This is a genomic window from Desulfovibrio sp., assembly GCF_034006445.1.
Lineage (GTDB): Bacteria > Desulfobacterota > Desulfovibrionia > Desulfovibrionales > Desulfovibrionaceae > Desulfovibrio.
The window spans coordinates 134883-156295 of the sequence record NZ_JAVESS010000005.1; the positions used below are offsets into that span (position 1 = coordinate 134883).

At 58.8% G+C, this 21413-nt stretch carries 17 protein-coding genes; 7 read left to right on the forward strand and 10 right to left on the reverse strand.

From position 1 onward, the window contains the following. The first annotated feature begins 10 nt into the window (after window positions 1-10). Window positions 11-1687: an acetolactate synthase large subunit gene (ilvB, locus tag RBR41_RS07470; RefSeq protein ID WP_320351956.1), complete on the forward strand. Its 1677-nt coding sequence runs from the start codon at window positions 11-13 to the stop codon at window positions 1685-1687. Next, window positions 1684-1980 carry an ACT domain-containing protein gene (locus tag RBR41_RS07475; protein ID WP_320351957.1) on the forward strand — a complete coding sequence of 99 codons (297 nt, stop codon included), beginning with the start codon at window positions 1684-1686 and terminating at the stop codon, window positions 1978-1980. Before ilvB ends, RBR41_RS07475 begins: the two co-directional genes overlap by 4 nt. A 671-nt stretch (window positions 1981-2651) precedes the next feature. Here RBR41_RS07475 and RBR41_RS07480 read toward each other — a convergent pair. Beyond that, complete coding sequence (locus RBR41_RS07480; RefSeq protein WP_320351958.1) at window positions 2652-4412, reverse strand: methyl-accepting chemotaxis protein; 1761 nt, start codon at window positions 4410-4412, stop codon at window positions 2652-2654. A gap of 199 nt (window positions 4413-4611) precedes the next feature. Then, window positions 4612-5829 (reverse strand): 6-phosphofructo-2-kinase/fructose-2,6-bisphosphatase, encoded by a 1218-nt coding sequence (locus RBR41_RS07485; protein WP_320351959.1) that lies wholly within the window; start codon window positions 5827-5829, stop codon window positions 4612-4614. A 90-nt stretch (window positions 5830-5919) separates the two neighbouring features. Between RBR41_RS07485 and RBR41_RS07490 the strand changes: the two genes are divergently transcribed. Continuing rightward, window positions 5920-6612, forward strand: coding sequence for an aspartate/glutamate racemase family protein (locus RBR41_RS07490; RefSeq protein ID WP_320351960.1), 693 nt, complete (start codon window positions 5920-5922; stop codon window positions 6610-6612). Between the two features lie 114 nt (window positions 6613-6726). On the opposite strand, the gene tyrS is transcribed toward RBR41_RS07490, so the two are convergent. From tyrS to hisI, 8 genes are all read right to left on the reverse strand, one after another. Next, the gene (gene tyrS, locus RBR41_RS07495; RefSeq protein WP_320351961.1) at window positions 6727-7923 is read right to left on the reverse strand and encodes a tyrosine--tRNA ligase; all 1197 of its coding nucleotides are present in this window, start codon (window positions 7921-7923) and stop codon (window positions 6727-6729) included. A 456-nt stretch (window positions 7924-8379) separates the two neighbouring features. Further along, complete coding sequence (locus tag RBR41_RS07500; protein ID WP_320351962.1) at window positions 8380-8628, reverse strand: hypothetical protein; 249 nt, start codon at window positions 8626-8628, stop codon at window positions 8380-8382. A 537-nt stretch (window positions 8629-9165) separates the two neighbouring features. Beyond that, window positions 9166-10038 carry a hypothetical protein gene (locus RBR41_RS07505; protein ID WP_320351963.1) on the reverse strand — a complete coding sequence of 291 codons (873 nt, stop codon included), beginning with the start codon at window positions 10036-10038 and terminating at the stop codon, window positions 9166-9168. Between the two features lie 1114 nt (window positions 10039-11152). Further along, window positions 11153-11884, reverse strand: a complete 732-nt coding sequence (locus RBR41_RS07510) for a hypothetical protein (protein WP_320351964.1) — start codon at window positions 11882-11884, stop codon at window positions 11153-11155. 2 nt (window positions 11885-11886) lie between these two features. Beyond that, window positions 11887-13149, reverse strand: a complete 1263-nt coding sequence (locus RBR41_RS07515; RefSeq protein WP_320351965.1) for a sulfite exporter TauE/SafE family protein — start codon at window positions 13147-13149, stop codon at window positions 11887-11889. Window positions 13150-13531: 382 nt separating this feature from the next. Then, window positions 13532-14305, reverse strand: coding sequence for a YkgJ family cysteine cluster protein (locus RBR41_RS07520; protein ID WP_320351966.1), 774 nt, complete (start codon window positions 14303-14305; stop codon window positions 13532-13534). Between the two features lie 187 nt (window positions 14306-14492). Further along, the gene (gene hisG, locus RBR41_RS07525) at window positions 14493-15386 is read right to left on the reverse strand and encodes an ATP phosphoribosyltransferase (protein WP_320351967.1); all 894 of its coding nucleotides are present in this window, start codon (window positions 15384-15386) and stop codon (window positions 14493-14495) included. A 10-nt stretch (window positions 15387-15396) separates the two neighbouring features. Further along, the gene (gene hisI / locus RBR41_RS07530; RefSeq protein WP_320351968.1) at window positions 15397-15813 is read right to left on the reverse strand and encodes a phosphoribosyl-AMP cyclohydrolase; all 417 of its coding nucleotides are present in this window, start codon (window positions 15811-15813) and stop codon (window positions 15397-15399) included. A 764-nt stretch (window positions 15814-16577) separates the two neighbouring features. Between hisI and RBR41_RS07535 the strand changes: the two genes are divergently transcribed. The 4 genes from RBR41_RS07535 (at window position 16578) to RBR41_RS07550 (ending at window position 20802) form a co-directional block, all read left to right on the forward strand. Beyond that, window positions 16578-18371 carry a DEAD/DEAH box helicase gene (locus RBR41_RS07535; protein ID WP_320351969.1) on the forward strand — a complete coding sequence of 598 codons (1794 nt, stop codon included), beginning with the start codon at window positions 16578-16580 and terminating at the stop codon, window positions 18369-18371. A 14-nt stretch (window positions 18372-18385) separates the two neighbouring features. Continuing rightward, complete coding sequence (locus tag RBR41_RS07540) at window positions 18386-18904, forward strand: hypothetical protein (protein ID WP_320351970.1); 519 nt, start codon at window positions 18386-18388, stop codon at window positions 18902-18904. Between the two features lie 69 nt (window positions 18905-18973). Continuing rightward, on the forward strand, window positions 18974-19912 hold the full coding sequence (locus RBR41_RS07545) for a bifunctional riboflavin kinase/FAD synthetase (RefSeq protein ID WP_320351971.1): 939 nt from the start codon (window positions 18974-18976) through the stop codon (window positions 19910-19912). Window positions 19913-19977: 65 nt separating this feature from the next. Beyond that, window positions 19978-20802, forward strand: a complete 825-nt coding sequence (locus RBR41_RS07550) for a histidinol-phosphatase (RefSeq protein WP_320351972.1) — start codon at window positions 19978-19980, stop codon at window positions 20800-20802. Window positions 20803-21413 lie beyond the last annotated feature (611 nt).

Here is a 21413-nt window from a genome sequence, read left to right on the forward strand (position 1 = left end):
CCTTGTGGCGATGTTACGTCTTACTGGAGCCGAATTAACCATACGCCTGTTGGAGAATCAGGGGGTCACCTGTATTGCCGGTATTCCCGGCGGTTTCAATCTGCCCTTGTACGACGCGCTGGGGCGCAGCGGAGCGATCCGCCATGTTCTGGCGCGGCACGAACAGGGCGCGGGTTTTATAGCGCAGGGCATGGCCAGGGTTTCCGGCCGCCCCGGCGTGGTCTTCGCCACATCGGGGCCGGGAGCCACCAACACCCTCACGGCCCTTGCCGACGCCCGCATGGATTCGGTGCCCCTGGTCTGCATCACCGGCCAGGTTCCCCAGAGCATGATAGGCACTGACGCCTTTCAGGAAGTGGACATTTACGGCATGTCCATCCCGGCCACCAAGCACAATTTTCTCGTGCGTTCTCCCGAAGAACTGCCGCGTGTCATTGCCGAGGCCTTTTCCATTGCTGTCAGCGACCGCCCCGGCCCGGTACTTGTGGACATTCCGCGCGACGTGCAGGTGGCCCCCGTCGAGGTAGACGGCCTGCCGGAACCCGGCAGGGCCACGCCCATGCCCACGCCCGACAGCGCGTCCCTGGCCAGGGCTGCCGAGCTTCTCAATGCTGCGGAACGGCCGCTGCTCCTGCTTGGCGGGGGCACGTCGTCGCCGGAGGCCGCCGCCGCCGTGCTGGAATTTATGGAGCAGCAGCGCATCCCGGCCGTCATGTCCCTGCGCGGGCTTGGCGTGGTGCCCCACGGGCATGAACTTGCCGTGGGCATGCTGGGCATGCACGGCGCACGCGCCTCCAACATGCTGGTGGAAGAATGCGATGTGCTCATGGTGGTGGGCGCGCGCCTGGGCGACAGGGCCACTGGCCGTCTGGACAGTTTTTGCCCCAAGAGCGGGCTTATCCATATCGACATCGACGCCAGCGAGGTGGGCAAGCTGCTCATGCCGCAGGTGGGGCTGACGGCGGACGCCAGTCAGGCCCTGCGGGCGCTCATGCCCCTGGTGAAGCCACGGGATCGCGGCGCCTGGCTGGCACGTGTGGATGCCCGCAAGGCCACGCACGGGCTGCGCTTTGACCGGGAGGACGACATCCTCTCCCCCTATGGCATCATCCGTCATGTGGCCAAGCTGGTGGGTGACGACGCCGTCATCGCCACGGATGTGGGCCAGCACCAGATGCGTGTGGCACAGGCCTACCCCATGAACCGCCCGCGTCAGTGGCTCACGTCCGGCGGGCTGGGCACCATGGGCTTTGGCCTGCCTGCGGCCATAGGCGCGGCGCTGGAACGGCGCGGGGGCATGGCCGTCTGCTTTACCGGGGATGGCAGCCTGCTCATGAATATTCAGGAAATGGCCACTGCCGCTGAAACCGGGGCCAACGTAAAAATCATATTGTGCAACAACAACGGGCTGGGGCTTGTGCAGCAACAGCAGGATCTTTTCTTTGACGGGCGCATCACTGCCTCCGCCTATACCACCCGCACGGACTTTGTGCAGATTGCCCAGGGGTTTGGCCTGCCTGCGGCCAGGCTTACCGCTGGAAAAGACCCACAGCGTGTGCTGAAAGAATTTCTTGGCAAACCCGGCCCCTGCCTGATTGAAGTGCAGGTGCGGGCCGAAGACAAGGTATTTCCCATGGTGCCGCCAGGAGCGGCCAACAGTCAAATGATCGAGGGGATTCCGTCATGAGCAGTTCCATCAAAAGCGCCCTTACCATGCTGCGCCTGAGCGTCAACAACCATCCCGGCGTCATGTCGCATATCTGCGGCCTGTTTGCCGGACGCGCCTATAATCTTGAAGGGATCCTCGTGACGCCCGAGGACGACGGGGCCACCTGCCGCATGTGGCTGGTGGTCAAGGATGACGGACGCATGGAGCAGATAGTGAAACAGGTGAGCAAACTGCACGATGTGCTGGACGTGCATGTGGGGCAGGCCGAACCGACGGTCTTCAACCGTCTGGCTGGATGCCTCGAATGCTGAAGCTCTTATAGCATTTTCGCATTGAAAATATCCATTTTCAATGCTTCCAAGACGCCCGCTTCGGCGCGTAACAGCGCAAATAAATAGCGATGCTGTCTTCATCCGTAAGCCCTACGGGCAACGGCTGAAGCTGCGCTTACGCCTCCGCGGCGGGCGTCTGCTCCCGCATCCGCCAGAGCAATTTCAAAGTGAAATTGCTCTGGCCAGTGCCGTCACGAGTGCCTTTCCTGGTATTTCTGCGTCGAACATCGCCCTGATATGACTGGAAAATCCATCTCGTGACGACACTGGCTGGGGCAGCGTAGTTTCCATGTGCTCGTTTCATTCCTAACTGCTCTACGCCGCAAAAAAACAGGGGCCGCGCACTTCATGTGGTGCGCGGCCCCTGTTTATGACGTTATGCCAGGAAGAGCTGTCTCTGAACCCCCCGCCTGTAAGCCAATAAAAGTTTCAGACAGTGGCGTAACGAGATGAATTTCCAGTCATATCAAGGAGAACGAGCCTTTTATGCAGGGAGTGTACTCTGATGGTACTCGACCGGAATAAAAGGTGAAGTTAGACGCAGAAATACCAGGAAAAGCGCTCGTGATGACACTGTCTGGGGGGGCATGGGGGAAGGACCCTTTTTCAAAAGGGCCCCTCCCCCACAAAGCTTTTCAGCGATAAATGCTCTAGCCCTGGTTGCTTTCGGACTTCATTTCATTGATAAGACGCTGCAAAACCTGAGACTGCCGCGCCAGTTCGGCCGTGGCCTGCGAGGCCTGGCCCATGGCCGAGGCGGTCTGGCTGGATATGGCGGCCACCTGTTCCACCGAGCGGTTTATCTCGTCACTGGCGGCGGACTGTTCTTCACTGGCAGTGGCGATGGAGCGTACCTGATCGTTGGTCTGGTCAACCAGGTTAACGATGGTGCGCAGGGTCTGGCCGGACTGGTTGGCAAGGTTGGTGGCTTCCTGAATGGTATTGATGGAGAGGTTCACCCCGGCAACGCTCTTGCGGGTGCCTTCCTGAATGCCGGTGATGACCGCGCCCACCTCGTGGGTGGCTGCCATGGTCTTTTCGGCCAGTTTGCGAACCTCGTCGGCCACGACAGCGAAGCCGCGCCCGGCGTCGCCCGCCCTGGCGGCCTCGATGGCGGCATTGAGGGCAAGCAGGTTGGTCTGGTCAGCGATGTCCGAAATGACGTTCATGATCTGGCCGATGCCTTCGGCCTGATGGCTGAGTGTGTCCATGTCCTCTTTGAGTTCCTGGCTCTGCCTGGACACCTCGTCAATGCCGTGCACCACCTTGGTGACGATGCTTTCGCCTTCCTGGGCCTGGGTGCGGGCGTTGCCGGACATTTCCGAAGCGTGCCCGGCGTTGCTGGCCACCTCGCGCACAGTGGCGTTCATCTGTTCCATGGCGGTGGCTGTTTCGCTGATGCGCTGGGACTGTTCGTCAGAGCCACGGCTGGACTGTTCAATCTGCGCGGACAGCTCTTCGGAGGCGGAGGTGAGGACGTTCACCACGCTTTCAAGCTGGTTGGCGGCCTGCAACATGCCTTCAGCCCTGGCGTGCAGGGCCTCTTCCTTGGCCGCCTGGGCCTCTTTCATGGCCACATGCGCCTGCTCTGCCTGCCGCGCGGCTTCAGTGCTTTTTTCTTCGGCCTCGGCTATTTTTTCCTTCATGGTGGCAACCATGTTTTGCATCACATGGTATACGCCGCCGGGGCGCTTTTGCGCCCTGAAGTTGACGTCAAGGTTGCCGCTGGCTATTTCGCCCGCCACGTGGGCCAGATAGCCGGGGTCTTCGCCAAGCTGACGCATGATGTTGCGGGTCAGCAACACGCCCAGGGTGATGGAAAGCAAAAGGCCGAAGCCAAGGGCTACGTAAAGAAGATTGCTGGACGAGTCTGCCAGCTCGGCATTGTGTTTGGCCACAAGAGCGCCCTGCTCACGCTTGGAGGCCACAAGGGCGTCAATGGTCTTCTGATAGATTGAGGAAATTTCTCTGCCTTTGCCGCTCAGCAGGGCATACGCCTCATCCTTGCGGCCTGCTTCGGCCATGGCCATGACCTCGTCGGTCATCTTTCTGAAATCCTGGCGGCGCACCTTGTATTCAGCCAAGATTCTGCGCCCCTCGTCAGAGATGAGGGTGGCTTCAACCTTTACGGCGCTGCTGTCGATGATGGCGCGAAACTGGGGAATGACGGTGCGCGCGCGTTCTTTTATGGCATCATTGTTTGTGGTGGCAAAATCCAGCAGATTAATTCTGATGCGCTGAAAATAGGCCGAGATGTTGACCAGGTCGCCCATGGGCTCCACCGCGCGCGTATAAAGAAAATTGTCGGCCTTGCTCATGTCGTGCATCCGCGAAGCGGCGAAAATGCCCACCGATAATGTGATCAGGGCCGAGGCAATAAACCCGGTCAAAAGTTTTGTCTGCAGTTTCATGGCGTTCCTTCGTTCTTTGTCCCCACGGCAACACGCACGGCGACAGCAATATACTTATCGGTTATAGGGTTTTAAACTTGATATCATTACCTGAAAAATCGGGTGTGGCATTACGGGCAAAGGAAATTCGCGCGCAAGGCGGTCTTCACGTGTACTGAAGAACGAAATGTATTGCCGATAAAAAAGCCAAGGGCAGGCATTACCTGTTATCGTCCTGATAGGCAACCCGTTCAAAAACCTTGCGGCGCGGGGTAAGGCTGATGTGATAATACTGGTTCTGGGGGATATAGATATAGGGGACGTCCTCACTGCGCTGGCGCAAAAAAAGTGACAGCAGCACCCGGTTGATGGCCTGATGGCCCACGATCACAAGAGGTGTGTCGCCAGCCAGAAAAAGGGCACGGCGCAGGCCGCGCTGCACGCGCTCGCCCAGCATGGCGTAACTCTCGCCATTGGGATAGGCGTAGGAGAATTTGTTGGCATTGCGCCCGGCGGTAACCTGCGGCATTTTTTCACGTATTTCGCTGTACAGCATGCCTTCGCAGTCACCGGCCCATATCTCGTTAAATTCCTTGAAGGCCATGATATGGGCAGCGGGGCGCTCGGCCAGCAGCGGCGCCGCCGTTTCGTGCGAGCGCAGCCGTGTGGACGTGAAAACCCAGTCAATTTCCTTCTGGCGCATATGTTGCGCCAGGGCCTCGGCCTGGGCGCGTCCTTTTGCCGTCAGGGGCGGATCGCCGCCGATGCGGCCGCGCACGTTGAATTCCGTTTGTCCGTGGCGCACAAGGTAGAGGCAGTGCACCCAGGCGCTGACCACAATTTCGCGTATGGCCGGGTAAAAGGGCGAGCCCTCGCAGGGGCGCTCGGCAAGAATCCTGTTGGCGGTGGAATCCACGCAAAGCCAGAACTTTTCGTCCTCAAGAGGCTCATAGATCGTCTCATAGTAGCCGATGCGCTTCATAAAGCTTTGCAGGGCCTCTTCTTCGCTGTAGGCCGCATATTCGGGCAGGGTGGTCTTGCGCCGGATGCAGGCCGTGAGCAAAAGCTGGTCTTCGTTGACGCACTCGACAAACAGCACCGGATAGTCGGTAAGCGTGCTTTCAATCATGCGGCGGCGGGCGCGGCTCACATTGGTGGCGTCCAGAATGGCCACTTCGCCCCCCTCGGCCAGCCAGTTGCGGGCCAAGTCCATGTTTCGGCGGCAGATCATTTCGCGGGCTTCGCGGCCTGCGGCATTGTTGGGATTATAAAAATCGGGATTGGTGGATTCCGCCCCCATAAGGGAGCGGCGCAGGTCGCCATTATTGAAAAGCCTGGCCTGAATATCTTCGGCCATAAGCCCGTCGCGGATGCGTCTGGCAAGGGTGGACTTGCCACGCGCGGGCAGCCCCACCATGGCTACATAAAGTTTTTGCATATGCCCTCCACTTGGCAGACTAGAGCAAAAGACCGTAAAACAAAAGCGGCGCGCGGGCGGCGCTGTAACCGTAACTGCTATGGAGCACACATGAAGACCATCGGCCTGATTGGCGGCATGAGTTGGGAAAGTACGGTTTCCTATTACCAGATAGTCAACCGCATTGTGAAACAGCGCCTCGGTGGCCTGCACTCGGCAAAGTGCCTGCTGTACAGCGTTGATTTTGCAGAAATTGAAGTCTGCCAGGCAGAGGGACGCTGGGACGATGCGGCAGCCATTCTGGTGGAGGCCGCCCGAAGCCTGGAGCGTGGCGGGGCCGATTTTCTGCTCATCTGCACCAACACCATGCACAAGGTGGCCCCGGAAGTGGCGGCGGGCGTGCGCATTCCCCTGCTGCACCTGGCGGAAGTCACGGCGGATGCGCTGCTGCGGCAAGGCATCGTCAAGGCGGCACTGCTGGGCACGCGCTACACCATGGAGGAAGATTTTTACTGTGGCGTACTGCGGCGGCGGGGCATAGAGGTGCTTATTCCCGAAGCTCAGGACAGGGCCATGATCAATGACGTTATTTTTCAGGAACTGTGCCTGGGCCGTATTGAAGACGCCTCTCGGCAAAAACTGCTGTCTGTCATTGACGGGCTGCGTGAACGGGGCGCGCAGGGAGTGGTGCTTGGCTGCACGGAGATAGGCTTGCTGCTGCCTCCGCAGGACGGGGATTTTCCCCTGCTGGACACGACCGTGCTGCACGCTACCGCTGCGGCGGAGATGGCACTGGCACGCTGAAAACGTGTGTAACTAAGCGGGGCCTGTAAGAATTTTAGGGGGTGGGGGCGTGGGGGAGGAGACCCTTTTGCAAAAGGGTCCCTCCCCCACAAAAGATCCTAAACAAACGCCACTTTAGCTGACAATAAGCTTCAAAAAGCGCTTTTTGCCGAGCTTGACCACGTATTCGCCAGCAGGCAGGGGGCTCAGGGCGTCTTCGCAGCGCTGGCCGTCAATGGCAAGTGCGCCTTCCTTCATGAGCCTTTTGGCTTCGCCACGGCTTTTGACCAGGCCCGCTGCCTCAAGAAAGGCGGGCGGGGTGCTGTCGTCGCCGCTCTGGCACTGGTATTCGGGCATATCGTCCGGCACGCCGCCCCCGGCAAAAACGGCATTAAAGCACTGCTGGGCTTCGTCTGCGTCCTTGGGGCTGTGGTAGCGGCTGACCATCTCGTGGGCCAGGGCTTCCTTGGCGGCCTTGGGGTGTACGTCGCCCTTGGCCACGCTTTGCTTCAGGCTGGCGATGTCTTCGAGGCTCTTGGCTGAAAGCAGCTCGTAGTAGCGCCACATGAGCTCGTCGGAAACGGCCATGACCTTGCCGAAGATTTCGGAGGGCGCTTCGTCGATGCCGATGTAGTTGCCGTAGGATTTGGACATCTTGCGCACGCCGTCCGTGCCTTCCAGCAGGGGCATGGTAAGGATGCACTGGCTTTCAATGCCGTAATGGGCCTGAAGGGTGCGGCCCACGAGCAGGTTGAACTTCTGGTCTGTGCCGCCCATTTCTACGTCGCTCTTGAGAGCCACGGAGTCGTAGCCCTGGCAGAGCGGGTAGAGAAATTCGTGAATGGATATGGGGCGCTGCTCGCGAAAGCGCTTTTCAAAATCGTCGCGCTCCATCATGCGGGCCACGGTGTAGCTGGAGGCCAGTTTGATGAAGCCGGCTGCGTCCATTTTGCCAAGCCATGCCGAGTTGAAGGCCACTTCGGTCTTTTCGGGATCAAGGATCTTGAAGACCTGCTTTTTGTAGGTCTCGGCATTGGACATCACCTGCTCTTCAGTGAGCGGCGGGCGGGTTTCGGAGCGGCCCGACGGATCGCCGATGCGACCGGTGAAGTCGCCGATAAGAAAAATTACATGATGGCCCAGTTCCTGGAAATGACGCATCTTGTGCATGACCACCGTGTGGCCGAGGTGCAGGTCGGGCGCGGTGGGGTCAAAGCCCACCTTGATACGCAGGGGCGTGCCGCGAGCGATTTTTTTGCGCAATTCGTTTTCGTCAATCAGTTCGGCCACGCCGCGCTTAATGATTGCCATCTGGCGGTCGATATCGGTCATCACCCTGTCCTCATGTGCTGGCTGCGGTATTACAGTGCTGTTGGTAAAAAACGCGGCACAGAACGGGGTTCTGTGCCTGCGCAGAATGACAAGGATACCCCCAAGGTTGCTGGGGTGTCAAATTTTCACTGCATGTAGGGTCAACTTCTGGCAGCAACCAGAGGGATCAGGGCAATTTCGCTTTGAAGGTGCTCGCACGATGGCGTGAGTGTGTTGCGCGCCACAACGTGGCGTGGATTCAGCCGGAAATCGTATTTTTCGGCTGAATGAAAACTTTGAAATGTGCGGCATTTCAAAGTTGATCCGATCTAGAGCATTTTAACTTTGAAAAAGTGTAAATGCTCTACGCTGTACGAAAGTACAGCGCGCCACAACGTGGCGTGGATTCAGCCGGAAATCGCATTTTTCGGCTGAATGAAAACTTTGAAATGTGAAGCATTTCAAAGTTGATCCGATCTAGATGCCGAGCAGGGCGTAGACGCGGCTCTGGCTCAGTCCGCCATGCACCGAAAGCGCGGCGACGTTATCCTGCGCAATCATGTTCAGGGTGTCGTCCATGACGGAGTCAACCTCGTGATCTTCCAGCAGTTTGGGCGTGCTCAGGTTGACCACATCCTGCACTGCGGCGGGGGTGGAGCCGGAATCGTCCTTGTCGGGACGCGGAAACGAGAAGGGGTGAAATGCATTGAGGCCGGAAATTTCCATGGCTGTATCCTCTATAATATGGCCGCATGTGCGGGTGTGGTCAAACTTTCCGCCCTGAGCGGATGCCGGAATTCATGCAAATTGGGTGCCATGAAGGTGTGCATGTTTCTGACGGTTCTTGCCACACTCGTTGAAAGCTCACTGGCACTGCGGGGAGGGCACGCGCATGAAGTTGCAGGGCGCTGGCCTGCCTGTTGCGGGCCGCTACCCGGCGCTGTGGGCGTACAGTAAATAGGGCGTGCAGGTTTTTGTCGGCAGGGCGCCATGCTCTGTGGGCCAGGCGCAAAAAACCCTTGCACAGGACGGGTGCCGAAGCGCCGGGGAATTTGGGGGCCAGGCGAGGCCGTCGCGAATGGCGCGGTTGAGACAGATGGCAGTTGTGACAGATGGGTGGCCGTGACAGATGGCGGTTGTGCCAGATGGCGGTTGAGACAGATGGGCGGTTGTGGCAGATGGCGGTTGTGACAGATGGGCGGCCGTGGCTAATGGCGCGGTTGTGCCGTGCTGCGTGGGTGGAGCGGCAATTGGGCAGACAGTTCAGACAGCCAGCAGGGCTTCCTCGTCAGCATCGGGATACTCGTCAAGACAGGCGCGCAGGCGGTCAGAGCCCGAGGCAATGATGTCGTTCCACTGAAGAGCCGGCCCAGGAAATTCCCAGTTGAGTTCTTCAGCGAATAAAAGGCGCAGGCCCACGCCTTTTTCGCACACGTTGCGGGAAATGCCCATTTTTTTTGACAGAAAGATGTGGGGAGGCGCCGAGGCTGGCGCTTTGCTGGGAACAATGAAGAACAGATAGAAAATGTTGCCGGATCGGGAGTATTGGGCAATTTCTTCCGAGACGCAGGCACACGCGCCGCCAGCGGAAAGGTTTACCAGGGGCAGGGGATTGGGCTGGTCGGAGTTGTAGTAGAGGGTCAGCAGGTCGCGTAGTTCCGCTCTGGTGGCGGGCACTTCTTCAAGGGGCATAACCCCCGCAAGGCGGCTGCGTTCTTTGCTCCAGGAAACCCGCCTGTCACGGCGCATCTTGCGCGTGGAACAGGTGTTGGCAAGGCGCAAAAAGAGGTTGCGCAGTTCGTTTTTTTCGTTGTAGCTGACTTCAAGCACCAGCCCTGCCCCCTGATAGCCAAGGCGAATTCTGCCAGAGGGCGTTTCTTCTTCAAGGCAAAAGAAATATTCGCAGGTATTTTCTTCAGATTTGCATTTCCCCTCCGTAATTTCCTTGTGGCGCACCACAAAATGCACTTCGCGCCCTTCAACCTTACGAAACCTGCCGTGCAAAAGCACGTCCGCAGGCTTGCCTTCGTGCAGAATGCAGCACCTGACGCGCACGTTTACCCTCTGCCGCATGGCATTGGTAAAGGCTTCCGCAAGATCGGAGTTCCAAAGGCTGAAAGAGTTGATGCTGATCATTTCGTTCTCATCTTGCGGCTACAGGCCCTGGTCGTTCCGCTGGGGGGAGAGACACCCCGAAGCGTTTCATAAAGGGGACGTGGCAATCATCATGAAGCGCGCTGAGACGTTTGTACAGGACAGGGAAGCATTTGTTGCTATGATAGAAAAATCTGCATGGTTGGCAGATACTATACTATAAATGTTGGCACGTTCCAGAGCAATTTTACTGGCGATGCTGTCGCCATTCGTAAGGCTCGTAGACTCGCCAACGACTGTCGCAAAGACAGCATGCGTAACGACACAACTTGTTCCATACAATCGCTGTCGCCATTCGTAAGCCCGCAGGAGCGGGCAGCGGCTACCGCGAGAATGGATACTTCTAATGTAAAATGCTCTAGTATGATAAGTTTATCAGTTAGTCAATGAAGGGCGCTGCCCGATTTGTGGATATGCAGCAAGACCTTTGTATATAGTCTGTAATTATACCCCGTTGACTGTACCGCAAAAAAAACAAGGTTCACTGGGGCCAGAGCAGTTGACGAATGGAATACAGTAAACGCTCTGCAGGAATTTTTTTGAAAATCCTTGCCACCAATAGTTATTTTCGCTGTTAAGCGCCGAAGCGAGCGTGCCTTGAACTTTGTGCGCGTATATTCTCAATGCGAAAATGCTCTAGTGTATTGTGCGCGGCGCAAGGGCATGCTGCCATGTTGTTCCAAGCGATCAATGATTTTTATGCTTCGACGCATGGCGCTTTTATCTTGAACGTATTTTTAGTGATATATGGTGCCTTCAGATGTACCGCTTTGCCGGAGAGTGAGCAAGCGAAACGGAATCATTAGCGCTTTTTACCCTTGAAAAAAGTGCGCGCCCTCATGGTGCGCGAGAGTGCAGCGCGCCGCAATGCGGCGTGGATTCTGCACAGTGGTCGGCGCGGCACCCTGATGCCTGTGAGCGTAGCCTCATGGTTGGCCAATATGCGGAGGATATGCCGGGCCGATGCTCAGGGCTGAAACCAGCGCACCACTTGCCGTGCGTGCTGGAAAGCAGGCACGTTTTCTGTCTGTGCCTTCAGTCATAAAAACGGGCTGCCCGTTGGGGCAGCCCGTCTGATTTTGTGGAACAGGGGCGTTTAACTTTCCTGCTTTACCTTGGACTTGGTCATGGCCAGGCCCATGCCTTCAAAAAGTTCAAAGATGGCAAAGCCGTACCACAGGGTGTAGAGCACGTAGAAGATGAGCATGGCGCTCATGAGAATGAGGTGCTCGGAAACCTTGGCAGGCGGCACGCTGAAGAAGTTGTTGCCCGGTTCAATGGCGCGACGCAGCACGTTGTCAACGACCTGGGCTTCACCAATCTTGTACTGCTTTTGCAGTTCCTTGATGCAGGGCGAAAGCACGTACCACCACGCAGCCGCGACCTTGAGGGCGGGCTGGCCGTCGTACTTCTGCGAAACGGCGTCGGCATTGTTGTTGTACAGATTGTCGGCGTCATTGGTGGCCGAGGTCAGGATGGGGCCGAGATCCCCGGAAAAGCTGACCTTGCCGTCTTCAACGCGCACGTCAGTGGCGCCGGATTTTTCAAGCACCATACCGGCCAGGGCCGCGAGGTCAGCTTTCTTGAGCTTGACCGTAAGCTGAACGGACTTGCCTTCTACTGTCTTGACGCTGTTACGCACGCCGGGAATGAAGTAGGAGGAGCCCTTGGACAGTTCATTGAACACGTTGTCCGCGTATTGCAGACCGGTCATATGATTGCCGAGCTCATCCTTCATGAGGGGCATGAGCATGATGCCAAACAGTGCCAGAAACGAAATCAGCAGCAGGCAGCCACGAATAAAGGGCGCTTTAGCATGTACGAGCATAATCAGGCCTCCCCTCTGAGCTTGCCGATGTTAAAGAAGAACTTGCTGAAAACCCAGAGGCCGAAAAATGCCACAACGACCCAGAAAACGACGTTGCCCACATTTTCGATAATACCCACAAGACTGGGCGACCAGTGCAGCACTTCCATTTCCACCAGCTTTTTGGGCAGGGTGGCGGCACGGTTGATAAAACCGGCAATGATGGAAATGGCATAGAAGCCGCGGATGTGGATGCCCTTGACCACCTTGGTGGTCAGAGCGCCGACCTGGATGCCCAGCAGTGAACCGAGCAGCATGCCGATGGCCAGGGTGTAGAACACGTAGCCGTAAATGGCGTACTGGCCGATGGCGGCAAAACCGGCGGTAAAGATGATCTGCAGAATATCGGTGCCCACTGTGGTCATGGAGGACACGCCGAAGATGTACACGAACATGGGGAAGGTGACAAAGCCGCCGCCCACGCCCATGATGGCGGCCAGCAGGCCCACAAAGACGCCGCCAGCGGCAACGATCCAGCCGGAGATGCGGCGGCCGCCGGGCACGAGGTCTTCATCAAAGGAGATCATGGGGGGCATGCGCAGGCCCTGAAGCTTCACGGCAAGACCGGTCATGCCGGAGCTGCCGCCGTGCGCGTCCTGACTTGCGGCAGCGCCGCCGCGCGAGCTCTTCAAAAAGTCAAACAGGGCATAAAAGCCGAGAAAGCCCAGCAACACAGCGTAAATACTGCTGATGAACAACTCGGAAAGCAGGGGGTCGGCGTTGTAAAGGCCCTTGTTGATGGCGCCGCCGATAAATGTTCCGATAATGGACCCGGCCAGAAAGGCCACGGCCAGTTTGCCCGACACGTTGCCAAGCTTCTTGTGCACCGTGGTGCCCATGATGGCCTTGGCGAAAATGTGGAACAGGTCAGTGCCCACCGCCAGGATGCCCTTGACCCCCACGGCCATAAGCGCCGGGGTGATGATGAAACCGCCGCCAGCACCGATACACCCGGTGATGAGACCGGCGGCAAGGCCCACGGCTATGGACGCCAGAAAAATGTTAGTGGTGTAAAAGGCGGGCGCGTAGGCGCTTTTGCCGCCCAGCATTTCGTGGTACTCATAAGCCTCCGCCAGGCAACCCGCAAGAATCGGCACTGCCAGCGCCAGAATCAGCAGCAGTTTTTTGCGGTTCTTGAGAATGGAGGTCGATACCTCCAGATCCCATTTCGCGTAGGCTTGCGAGCCGCTCAGCAGAAACTCATACACTTGTCTGCCAAAACTCATACTCTCCTCCAATACGATTGTGGCCGGCCAACGGCCGTAGGTCATGGCCCCAACAATGACGTGTACAGGCACTTGTGGCTGCGCGGCGCGCCCCGGTGCAGCCTGTGCGTTGTTAACTAGCTGTTTTTCATGGCAAAATGAAAAAGGCCAATCTTTTCCCATACACGGAGCTACCGTGACACATTCTTTTGTTTTTGTAAAAGAAATTTATCACGAGCGGCAGTTTTTTGTGACTTGCGTGGAGAAAATACCCCCTTTGCAGGTCACTTTTGGGTTAATTAATCCAAACTGTTGGTGTAAAAGAACAAAAATACGCACCTTATTGCTCGGTTTCTTGCCGTTTTGCGTGTCTCTTCGTGATATTGTGAAAAAAGGCACATTTCTATTTTTTTGCAAGTCCCTGGCTTTGCCCGAATATGATCAGTTCCAGCCAGTCCAGGGCAAAGTTCAGGGCCGCCACGTCTCCGTCCAGGCTGTCTTCCATAATGGCAGTTTTGCGCGCTGCATCAATGGCCACATGGCTGAACATGTTCATGGCGTTGATGAGTTCGCGGAATTTGTCGATCTGAAAAAGGCAAAGCACGGCCGTGGTGGCCATGCGCGCCTCAAGGGGGTTGCCGGTAGCGCGCACCATGGCCATCAGGCGCATATAGCGGTCATTGGCCTCATTGAAGGGCTGCAGCTCTTCATTTTTCATCCACTGCTGCGCGGTGCGGCTGGTGCCCTTGTCAAACCCGTGGCAATGGGATTCGCGCACGATAAAAAAGCGTTCGGCAACGCCATCTGCAGCCATTTTTGTGCCGCGCCCTATGGGGTAGTAGCGACACGCGCCCGGCCTGTCCTCGTATACGGAACAGCCCGCTGGCGTCACAAAGGGGCAGGGTTCGTCCGGCCCGTCCAGCATGCGCAGCATGGGCAGGGGAAAGCCCGTGTCAGGGAAGGAGCGCAGGGTGGTAAAGGTGTTGAGAAAAACATCGCTGGCCATGCCCAGGTGACGGCGCAAGCGTGAAATGTCGTAGGGGGTGAGCGGCAGGGTGAGCTCCGCGCAGCAGCGATTGAAGCAGGGCACCTCGGGGTTGCAGTCAAAGCAGAAGGTTTCGTCTGGGCCAAGCTCGGGCAGGTTGTCAATAAAATCGCGGCTTGCGTCTTTGCTCATGGGGGCTCCTTGTGGGGACGGGGATTGCGGGCGGCACGGTTGCCGCAAGGGGGCCGCAAGTGTGCAGTGGATGAACCGTAGCTGTGCAACAGTCGTGCGGTACGTGCGCAGCAGATGCGCGTGTGCGCCAGCGGCAAAAAAGAGAAGGGCGGCCCGCGTCATTCGGCGGGCCGCCCTTGGCATCCTGTTAGATGACCTTGTTCAGGGCGTATTCGATAATGCCTTCGGCTCCAGCCTCGCGTAGGCGCGGGATAAGGTCGCGCACCACGTCGATCTGCACCACGGACTCGACCGATAGCCATTTTTCGTCCCGCAGGGGGGACACCGTGGGGGAGTTGAGCGACGGCAACATTTCAAGAATGGCCGCAAGGTTGTCCGCCGGGGCGTTCATCTTGAGGGCCACCAGATTTTCTGCCCGCAGAGCGCCCTGAAGCAGCAGGTCAAGCTGCTCGATCTTGGCGCGCTTGCGCGGGTCGGCCCAGGCGTCCCTGTTGGCGATGAGCACAGGGTAGGAGACCATGACTTCGTCAATGATGCGCAGGCCGTGGGCGCGAATGGTGGTGCCGGTTTCGGTCACTTCCACAATGCCGTCGGCAAGCCCTTCCACCACCTTGGCCTCGGTGGCTCCCCAGGAGTAGAATACGTCCACATTGACGCCGGCTTTTTCAAAATAGCGGCGCGTCAGGCCCTCAAGTTCGGTGGCAATGCGTTTGCCCGCGAGGTCGGCGGCGCAGCGGTACGGGGCGTCGCCCGCCACGGCCAGCACCCAGCGACAGGGCCTGTTGGAAGTCTTGGAGTACACAAGGTCGGAAACGCGCACGACCTTGTCTTCGTGGTTGCGCTCGGCAAGCCAGTCAAGCCCGGTGATGCCCACGTCCAGCACGCCAGCCTCGATATACTCCCCGATTTCCTGCACGCGGCACAAGGATGCCGTAATCTCGGGGTCGTTGATGTCGGGAAAATAGTTGCGCGTATGCTTGCGGATTTTCCAGCCCGCGCGCTCAAAAAGATTGATAGTGGCTTCTTCCAGCGAACCCTTGGGCACGCCCAGTTTGATGATGGGCTTCGTATCCGCGCTCATGTTGCAGTCCTTATTTTACGCCGTAGACTTTTTCAGGGTCAAAAACCATTGGGGCGCACAGGTTTGCTGCGCCGTCCTTCCATTCCCGGTAAAAACAGGTGCGCCGACCCGTATGGCAGGCCGCGCCGCCCATCTGTTCCACCAGCAGAAGTACCGTGTCATTGTCACAGTCCAGCCGCAGAGCGCAGATCTTCTGTACATGGCCGGAAGTACCGCCCTTATGCCAGAGTTCCTTGCGGCTGCGGCTCCAGTAATGGGCTTCGCCGGTTTCAAGGGTTTTGCGCCAGGCTTCTTCATTCATATAGGCCAGCATCAGCACCTCGCCTGTGGCGTGGTCCTGCGCGATGGCGGGCAGAAGGCCCTTGCTGAAGTCGGGCGCAAAATCCGCGCCGGGAACGGCTGCGGGTGTTTGTTCCGGGGCTGTCATACTCACTCCTAGAGCAGATTACCTTTGAAATGTTCCTCATTTCAAAGCTTTCATTCAGCCGAAAAATGCGATTTTCGGCTGTATCCACGCCACGTTGTGGCGCGCCGCACTCTCGTGCAGTGGTAGAGCATTTACACTTTTTCAAAGTGAAATTGCTCTAAAAAAGCGGTGCCATGAACCGTGAGCAGTGCGTGCGCACGCGCTCGTGGTCGGCAAAGGGATTAAATCTAACCAGAAGCGCCATGAGACGCAAGCAAAGCCTGTGCGGCTGCGGGGCGCAGGGGGCCGTAGCCATTACAGGGCGCGCAAAAAATGTTTTTGGCGGGAAAAGTGTTGCGTCACTGCATGTGGCTCTTATCTGTATCGTGTGGCAGGCCGCACGTTGCAGTTTGCTCTGAAGGCGTTTTACGGCGCAAGTGCTCCCTTGTTGCGGGATGTGTACCTCGCCCCCGGCGTATGCGCAGCCTGTCTGTACTGTTGTGCGCCCCGGCGGCGTTGCAAGGCCGTTGCGGATGTACATGCGTAGCGGTACACTGTTCGTGCAGTGTGCCTGTGCCGGATGATCGCCAGCCGCGTCATGCACGGGGTCTGCTCTGGGGCGGGCCACGTGGGTGGACAGTATGCGCGGTTACGTGGCCCGTACATGCCCCATTTTTGGTTCATTCACCGCCTTGATCCAGGCAACTTGCGCAATTTACCACGCTATGGCATGTTCGTCCGTTAGCGAATCATATTTAATGGCGGGATGCCGCCGGGAATAATATATGCCAGAACATCAATTGCCCACCGACCCCGACACAGCCTCCGCAACAGCGAAAGACGCGCCGTCTGGCGTCGCGGCCGCGCCCCTTGAGGGCATATCCGTCAGCGAACCTGAAGACGCGCTGCCGCGGGTAACCCTAGCCGATCTGCCCCAGGCCATGCACGAAGCCTGCGCCCGCGCTGGCTGGCAGGGGCTTATGCCCGTTCAGTCCCTGGCGTTCCCCTATCTGCTGGAAGGGCGCGACATCATGGTGCAGTCGCGCACTGGCAGCGGCAAGACCGGCTGCTACCTTTTGCCCATGCTGCCCCGACTGTCCGCCGACCTCAAGGCGCCGCAGGCCCTTGTGCTGGCCCCCACGCGGGAACTGGCCGTACAGGTCGAGCGCGAGGCCGCCACACTGTTCGCGGGCACGGGCATTGTCACTGTCGCCGTTTACGGTGGCGTGGGCTACAAAAAACAGATGGACGCCCTGCGCGACGGAGCCCAGCTCATCGTGGGCACTCCCGGCCGCGTGCTGGACCATTTGCTGCGTCGCACCCTTGACCTCAAGGACTTGCGCGAACTGGTTTTTGACGAGGCCGACCGCATGCTCTCCATCGGCTTTTACCCGGACATGAAGGAGATACAGCGCTATCTGCCCCGGCGGCCCATCCATACCTGCCTGTTTTCGGCCACGTATCCTCCGCACGTGCTCAAGCTGGCCGGGGAGTTCATGTCTGCGCCGGCCATGCTTTCCCTTTCGCAAAAAGAAGTACACGTGGCCGAGGTGCAGCACCTCTTCTGCGAAGTGAAGCCCATGGATAAAGACCGCGCCCTGGTGCGGCTGCTGGAGACGGAAAATCCCGCTTCGGCCATCATTTTTTGCAATACCAAGTCCAACGTCCACTATGTGACGGGTGTCCTGCAGGGCTTCGGTTACAGCGCCGACGAGCTTTCCGCCGACCTTTCCCAGTCCCGGCGTGAGGCCGTGCTGGAAAAGATCCGTCAGGGCAAGCTGCAGTATCTGGTGGCCACGGACGTTGCCGCGCGCGGCATTGATATTCCCGAACTGTCGCACGTGTTCCTGTACGAGCCGCCCGAAGATCACGAAAGCTACATCCACCGCGCAGGCCGCACGGGCCGCGCCGGAGCCGCAGGCACGGTGATTTCTCTGGTGGACGTCATGCAGCGCATGGAACTTGACCGCATCGCCAAGCACTACAAGATCGGCCTCATCCCCCTGCCCCTGCCCACGGACGAAGACGTGGCCCGCGTGGCGGGAGCCCGCCTGACAGCCATTCTTGAAGGGCGTTTTCGCAATCTCACGGGCCTTGAGCGCATGCGCGTGGCCCGCTATACCCAACTGGCGCGCGACCTCGCGGCCGAAGGGGGAGATGACGAGGACAGCGCCCTGCTGCTGGCCATGCTGCTGGATGCGGCCCATCAGGAAAGCCTGCGTGAAAACCGCTTTCCCGACCCGTCTTCCCCCAGCCCCGCAGCAGGCCAGAGCGGCGGTTCGCGTCAGGGTTCGGGCCGTGGCGGTTCAGGCAGCCGTGGCGGCAGAAGTTCCAGGGGCGGCAACGGCGGAAACAGTGACCGCAGCGAACGTAGTGATCGCAATGAGCGTAGTGACCGCAGCGAACGCAACGATCGTAGCGACCGCAGCGAGCGCAGCGAGACCGCCAGCGGAGAAAACGCGGAGGCCCGCTCGGGCAGACGCCGCCGTTCTTCGCGCCGCCGTGACGGCGAACAGGGCAGGGATGCCGGGGACACTGCGCCCCGGAATGAGCAAGGCAAAACGGACAGCGCTGAATAAGCCGACGGAGTTGTATGCGTCATATGGACGGCACACCGGGACCAGCTTCTACAACCACATCCCCGGAAATGGCGACACCCGCCGTTCTTTCCGACACCATGCGGCAGGCTCTGGATAATTTCATGGCCTTGTATGAAGACGCGGATTTTACTGTGGAACTGGCCTATCTGGGCGTGGGGCGCATGCAGTTTTTGCGCCGCCGCCAGATGCTGCTTGAGCTGCGCGGGCTGTACATGGCCCTCTGGCGGCTGGCATTGGCCAGGTCTTTTCCGCAGGACGCTGACCTCATGTTCGATACGTTTTTGCGTGAATACGCCGCAAAGAACAGGGACAGGGCCAGCGCCCGGGTGCTGACGCGGGGGCGCGAGTACTGGGGCATGCTGGAACCCATGGGCGACGGCGACTTCAGTGACGTGGCGCGCCACCTGACCTCCTTTTTCGCCAGGACTGAAATGGGCGACAAGAGCGTCAATCTCAAACTCGTGCTGCACATCCGCAAACTTTACAAACATATATTCGACAGGCTTATATAAGGCCGTTGCGCAAGGGCCCGGCAGTCCGGGTCTTTTGCCGTGCGGGTATTTGCCTTGGAACCGGCAGACATGAATATTGCACATTCCATTGAAGAGCTTTCTTTTATTGAGGCCAGCGGCCTCACCATCGGCAACTTTGACGGCGTACACCTTGGGCATCAGGCGCTCATACGGCATACGCTGGATGTGTGCGCCGGTGAAAAGCTGACGCCCGTGGTCATGACGTTCTGGCCGCATCCGCGTCAGGTGGTCATGCCCCAGCGTGAGCACATGCCCCTGACCACGCGCGAAGAACGCTTTGCCCTGCTGGAAGCCCTTGGCGTGGAGCATGTGCTGGAACTTCCCTTTACTCCCGAACTGGCCGCCCATGACGCCAACAGCTTTGTGCGGGAATTTCTTGCGCCGCTGCACCTGCGTCATCTGATAGTCGGCTATGACTTTTCCCTGGGGCGCGACCGGGGCGGGCATGTGGAGACGCTGCACCGCCTGGGTGCGGATGCGGGTTTTTGCGTGGAGCAGCTGCAGCCTGTGGTTGTGGACGGCACTGTGGTGAGTTCAACAACGCTGCGCGCGCTTATCGGCGAGGGCAACGTGCGTGAGGCCGCCCGCCTGCTGGGGCGCTTTCACGGGTTCAGCGGCGTCGTCGTGCACGGCGACGGTCGCGGAGCCGGTCTGGGCTTTCCCACGGCCAATCTGGCCCGTCCGCAGGTGGTCATTCCCACCGAGGGCGTCTACGCCACCCTTGCCACGCCTGCCGACGCCGACGGCCATACCTGGCCTGCAGTGACCTGCATAGGGCGCAAACCTACCTTTGGCGACAATGATCTCACCGTGGAAACCTTTTTGCTTGAGGGTGGACGGGATTTTTACGGTCAGGCCATGCGTCTGGATTTTGTGGATCATTTGCGCGGGGAAAAGCGGTTTGACTCCGTGGAGGCCCTCAAGGCGCAAATCGCGGCTGACGTTGACCACGCGCGCCGCATCCTGGCCGCCTTCATCCGCCTGTAGCCTTCACCCGCCTGAAGGATGTTATACGGGTGGCTTTTGGGGCAATATGGGGGTATGATTGAAGCATGATACGCGCTGATCTGCATAATCACACCCTTGCCGCTCACGGCCGCGACACGGTGGCCGCCATGTACGAGGCCGCCAAGGGCAGTCACCTGGAGTGGTACGGTCTCTCCGAACATTCGCCCCTGCCGCCCGGCTATGCCTGCCCGCTATACACCGGCGACCTTACTGTAACTTTTCCCGCCTACGTGGATGCCGTGCTGGCCCTCAAGGAAAGCGCGCCGCCCGAAGGGCCGCGCGTGCTGCTCGGCATGGAACTGGACTGGCTGCCCGTCAATGTGCCCTGGATGCGGAAGGTTTTGGGCCACTATCCCTTTGACTACGTTATCGGCGGTTTGCATTACGTGCAGGACGTGCCTGTGGGTTCGCCGCGAAGCTGGGGAGAGGGCCTTGCACTGCCGCAGCGCTTTGCACGCTATGACGCCTATTATGAGGAAATGGCCCGCCTGGCCGCCAGCGGCCTGGTGGATGTGGTGGCCCACCCGGATTTTATCAAGGCCTGCTGCTATGACGATTTTCAGGCATGGCTCAAACAGCCCGGCAGTCTTGATCTCATAGCTGGCGCGCTTACCGCCATGCGCGACTCCGATACGGCCATGGAAGTTTCCTCCGCCGGACTGCGCAAACCCTTCCACGAGCCGTATCCCGGCCCCGCCATAATGGAAATCGCCGCTGACCTCGGTTTGACCATCAGTTTTGGCTCCGATGCCCACGCCGCCAGCGAAACCGTATCCCACTTCGAAGAGCTGGCTCGCTACGCCCGCAGCTACGGATTCAAAAATAACCGTATCGCTGTGGGGAGGGAAAGGATATTGCTCGATTTTTAGGGGGGGAGTAGTTTTGCTTTGTTGGGGGGCGTTGGGGGCATGCGCGGCGAGCGCTCTGAAGAAAATAAAGCAGGGCTTGTCCTTTGAGAGGTGGCTTTTGTGCCCTGCGGGCACGGGAGCCCTTTTTTATTTGTTGTTTGGGCCGCCTCCGGCGGGGGATGGGGCGCTGGGGGCATGCGCGGCGAGCGCTCTGAAGAAAACAAAGCAGGGTTTGTTCTTTGAGAGGTGGTCTCTGTGCCCTGCGGGCACGGAGGCTTTTCTTTTTCTGTTGTTTGGCCGCCTCCGGCGGGGGCAAGGCGGGGCCGGTTATGGGGCTGCGCCCCCTTCTCGGCCCCCCTTGCATCCCCCCCGAAGCACCCCGCTTGGGTTTTCCAGCTTCCGACATTTCGCGAGGGCTGCGCGGCTATTGCTGCGGGAGCTTCCTCGCTTCGCTCGGCGATCTCCCTGCGCGCCACGCAATGCCATTGTACGCCTTCGCGTTGGATGAAAGGCCGGGGGCGTCGCATTAATAGTGGGAAGTCTCAGGAATGGCGGTTTGTTGTCGGGGAAAAGCGCGTTGTGATGAAGGATCTGAACTTTGAGGCCGATTTTTTAAGATGCGTGGGTAATGC

Excerpts from the sequence above, each read along its gene's own strand:
- RBR41_RS07475 (WP_320351957.1), top strand. The coding sequence starts at position 1,684 with ATGAGCAGTTCCATCAAAAGCGCCCTTACCATGCTGCGCCTGAGCGTC.
- RBR41_RS07500 (WP_320351962.1), bottom strand. The coding sequence starts at position 8,628 with ATGGAAATTTCCGGCCTCAATGCATTTCACCCCTTCTCGTTTCCGCGT.
- ilvB (WP_320351956.1), top strand. The coding sequence starts at position 11 with ATGTTACGTCTTACTGGAGCCGAATTAACCATACGCCTGTTGGAGAAT.
- RBR41_RS07480 (WP_320351958.1), bottom strand. The coding sequence starts at position 4,412 with ATGAAACTGCAGACAAAACTTTTGACCGGGTTTATTGCCTCGGCCCTG.
- RBR41_RS07510 (WP_320351964.1), bottom strand. The coding sequence starts at position 11,884 with ATGCTCGTACATGCTAAAGCGCCCTTTATTCGTGGCTGCCTGCTGCTG.
- RBR41_RS07485 (WP_320351959.1), bottom strand. The coding sequence starts at position 5,829 with ATGCAAAAACTTTATGTAGCCATGGTGGGGCTGCCCGCGCGTGGCAAG.
- RBR41_RS07520 (WP_320351966.1), bottom strand. The coding sequence starts at position 14,305 with ATGAGCAAAGACGCAAGCCGCGATTTTATTGACAACCTGCCCGAGCTT.
- RBR41_RS07545 (WP_320351971.1), top strand. The coding sequence starts at position 18,974 with ATGAATATTGCACATTCCATTGAAGAGCTTTCTTTTATTGAGGCCAGC.
- RBR41_RS07515 (WP_320351965.1), bottom strand. The coding sequence starts at position 13,149 with ATGAGTTTTGGCAGACAAGTGTATGAGTTTCTGCTGAGCGGCTCGCAA.
- tyrS (WP_320351961.1), bottom strand. The coding sequence starts at position 7,923 with ATGACCGATATCGACCGCCAGATGGCAATCATTAAGCGCGGCGTGGCC.
- RBR41_RS07535 (WP_320351969.1), top strand. The coding sequence starts at position 16,578 with ATGCCAGAACATCAATTGCCCACCGACCCCGACACAGCCTCCGCAACA.
- RBR41_RS07490 (WP_320351960.1), top strand. The coding sequence starts at position 5,920 with ATGAAGACCATCGGCCTGATTGGCGGCATGAGTTGGGAAAGTACGGTT.
- RBR41_RS07550 (WP_320351972.1), top strand. The coding sequence starts at position 19,978 with ATGATACGCGCTGATCTGCATAATCACACCCTTGCCGCTCACGGCCGC.
- hisI (WP_320351968.1), bottom strand. The coding sequence starts at position 15,813 with ATGACAGCCCCGGAACAAACACCCGCAGCCGTTCCCGGCGCGGATTTT.
- RBR41_RS07540 (WP_320351970.1), top strand. The coding sequence starts at position 18,386 with ATGCGTCATATGGACGGCACACCGGGACCAGCTTCTACAACCACATCC.
- RBR41_RS07505 (WP_320351963.1), bottom strand. The coding sequence starts at position 10,038 with ATGATCAGCATCAACTCTTTCAGCCTTTGGAACTCCGATCTTGCGGAA.
- hisG (WP_320351967.1), bottom strand. The coding sequence starts at position 15,386 with ATGAGCGCGGATACGAAGCCCATCATCAAACTGGGCGTGCCCAAGGGT.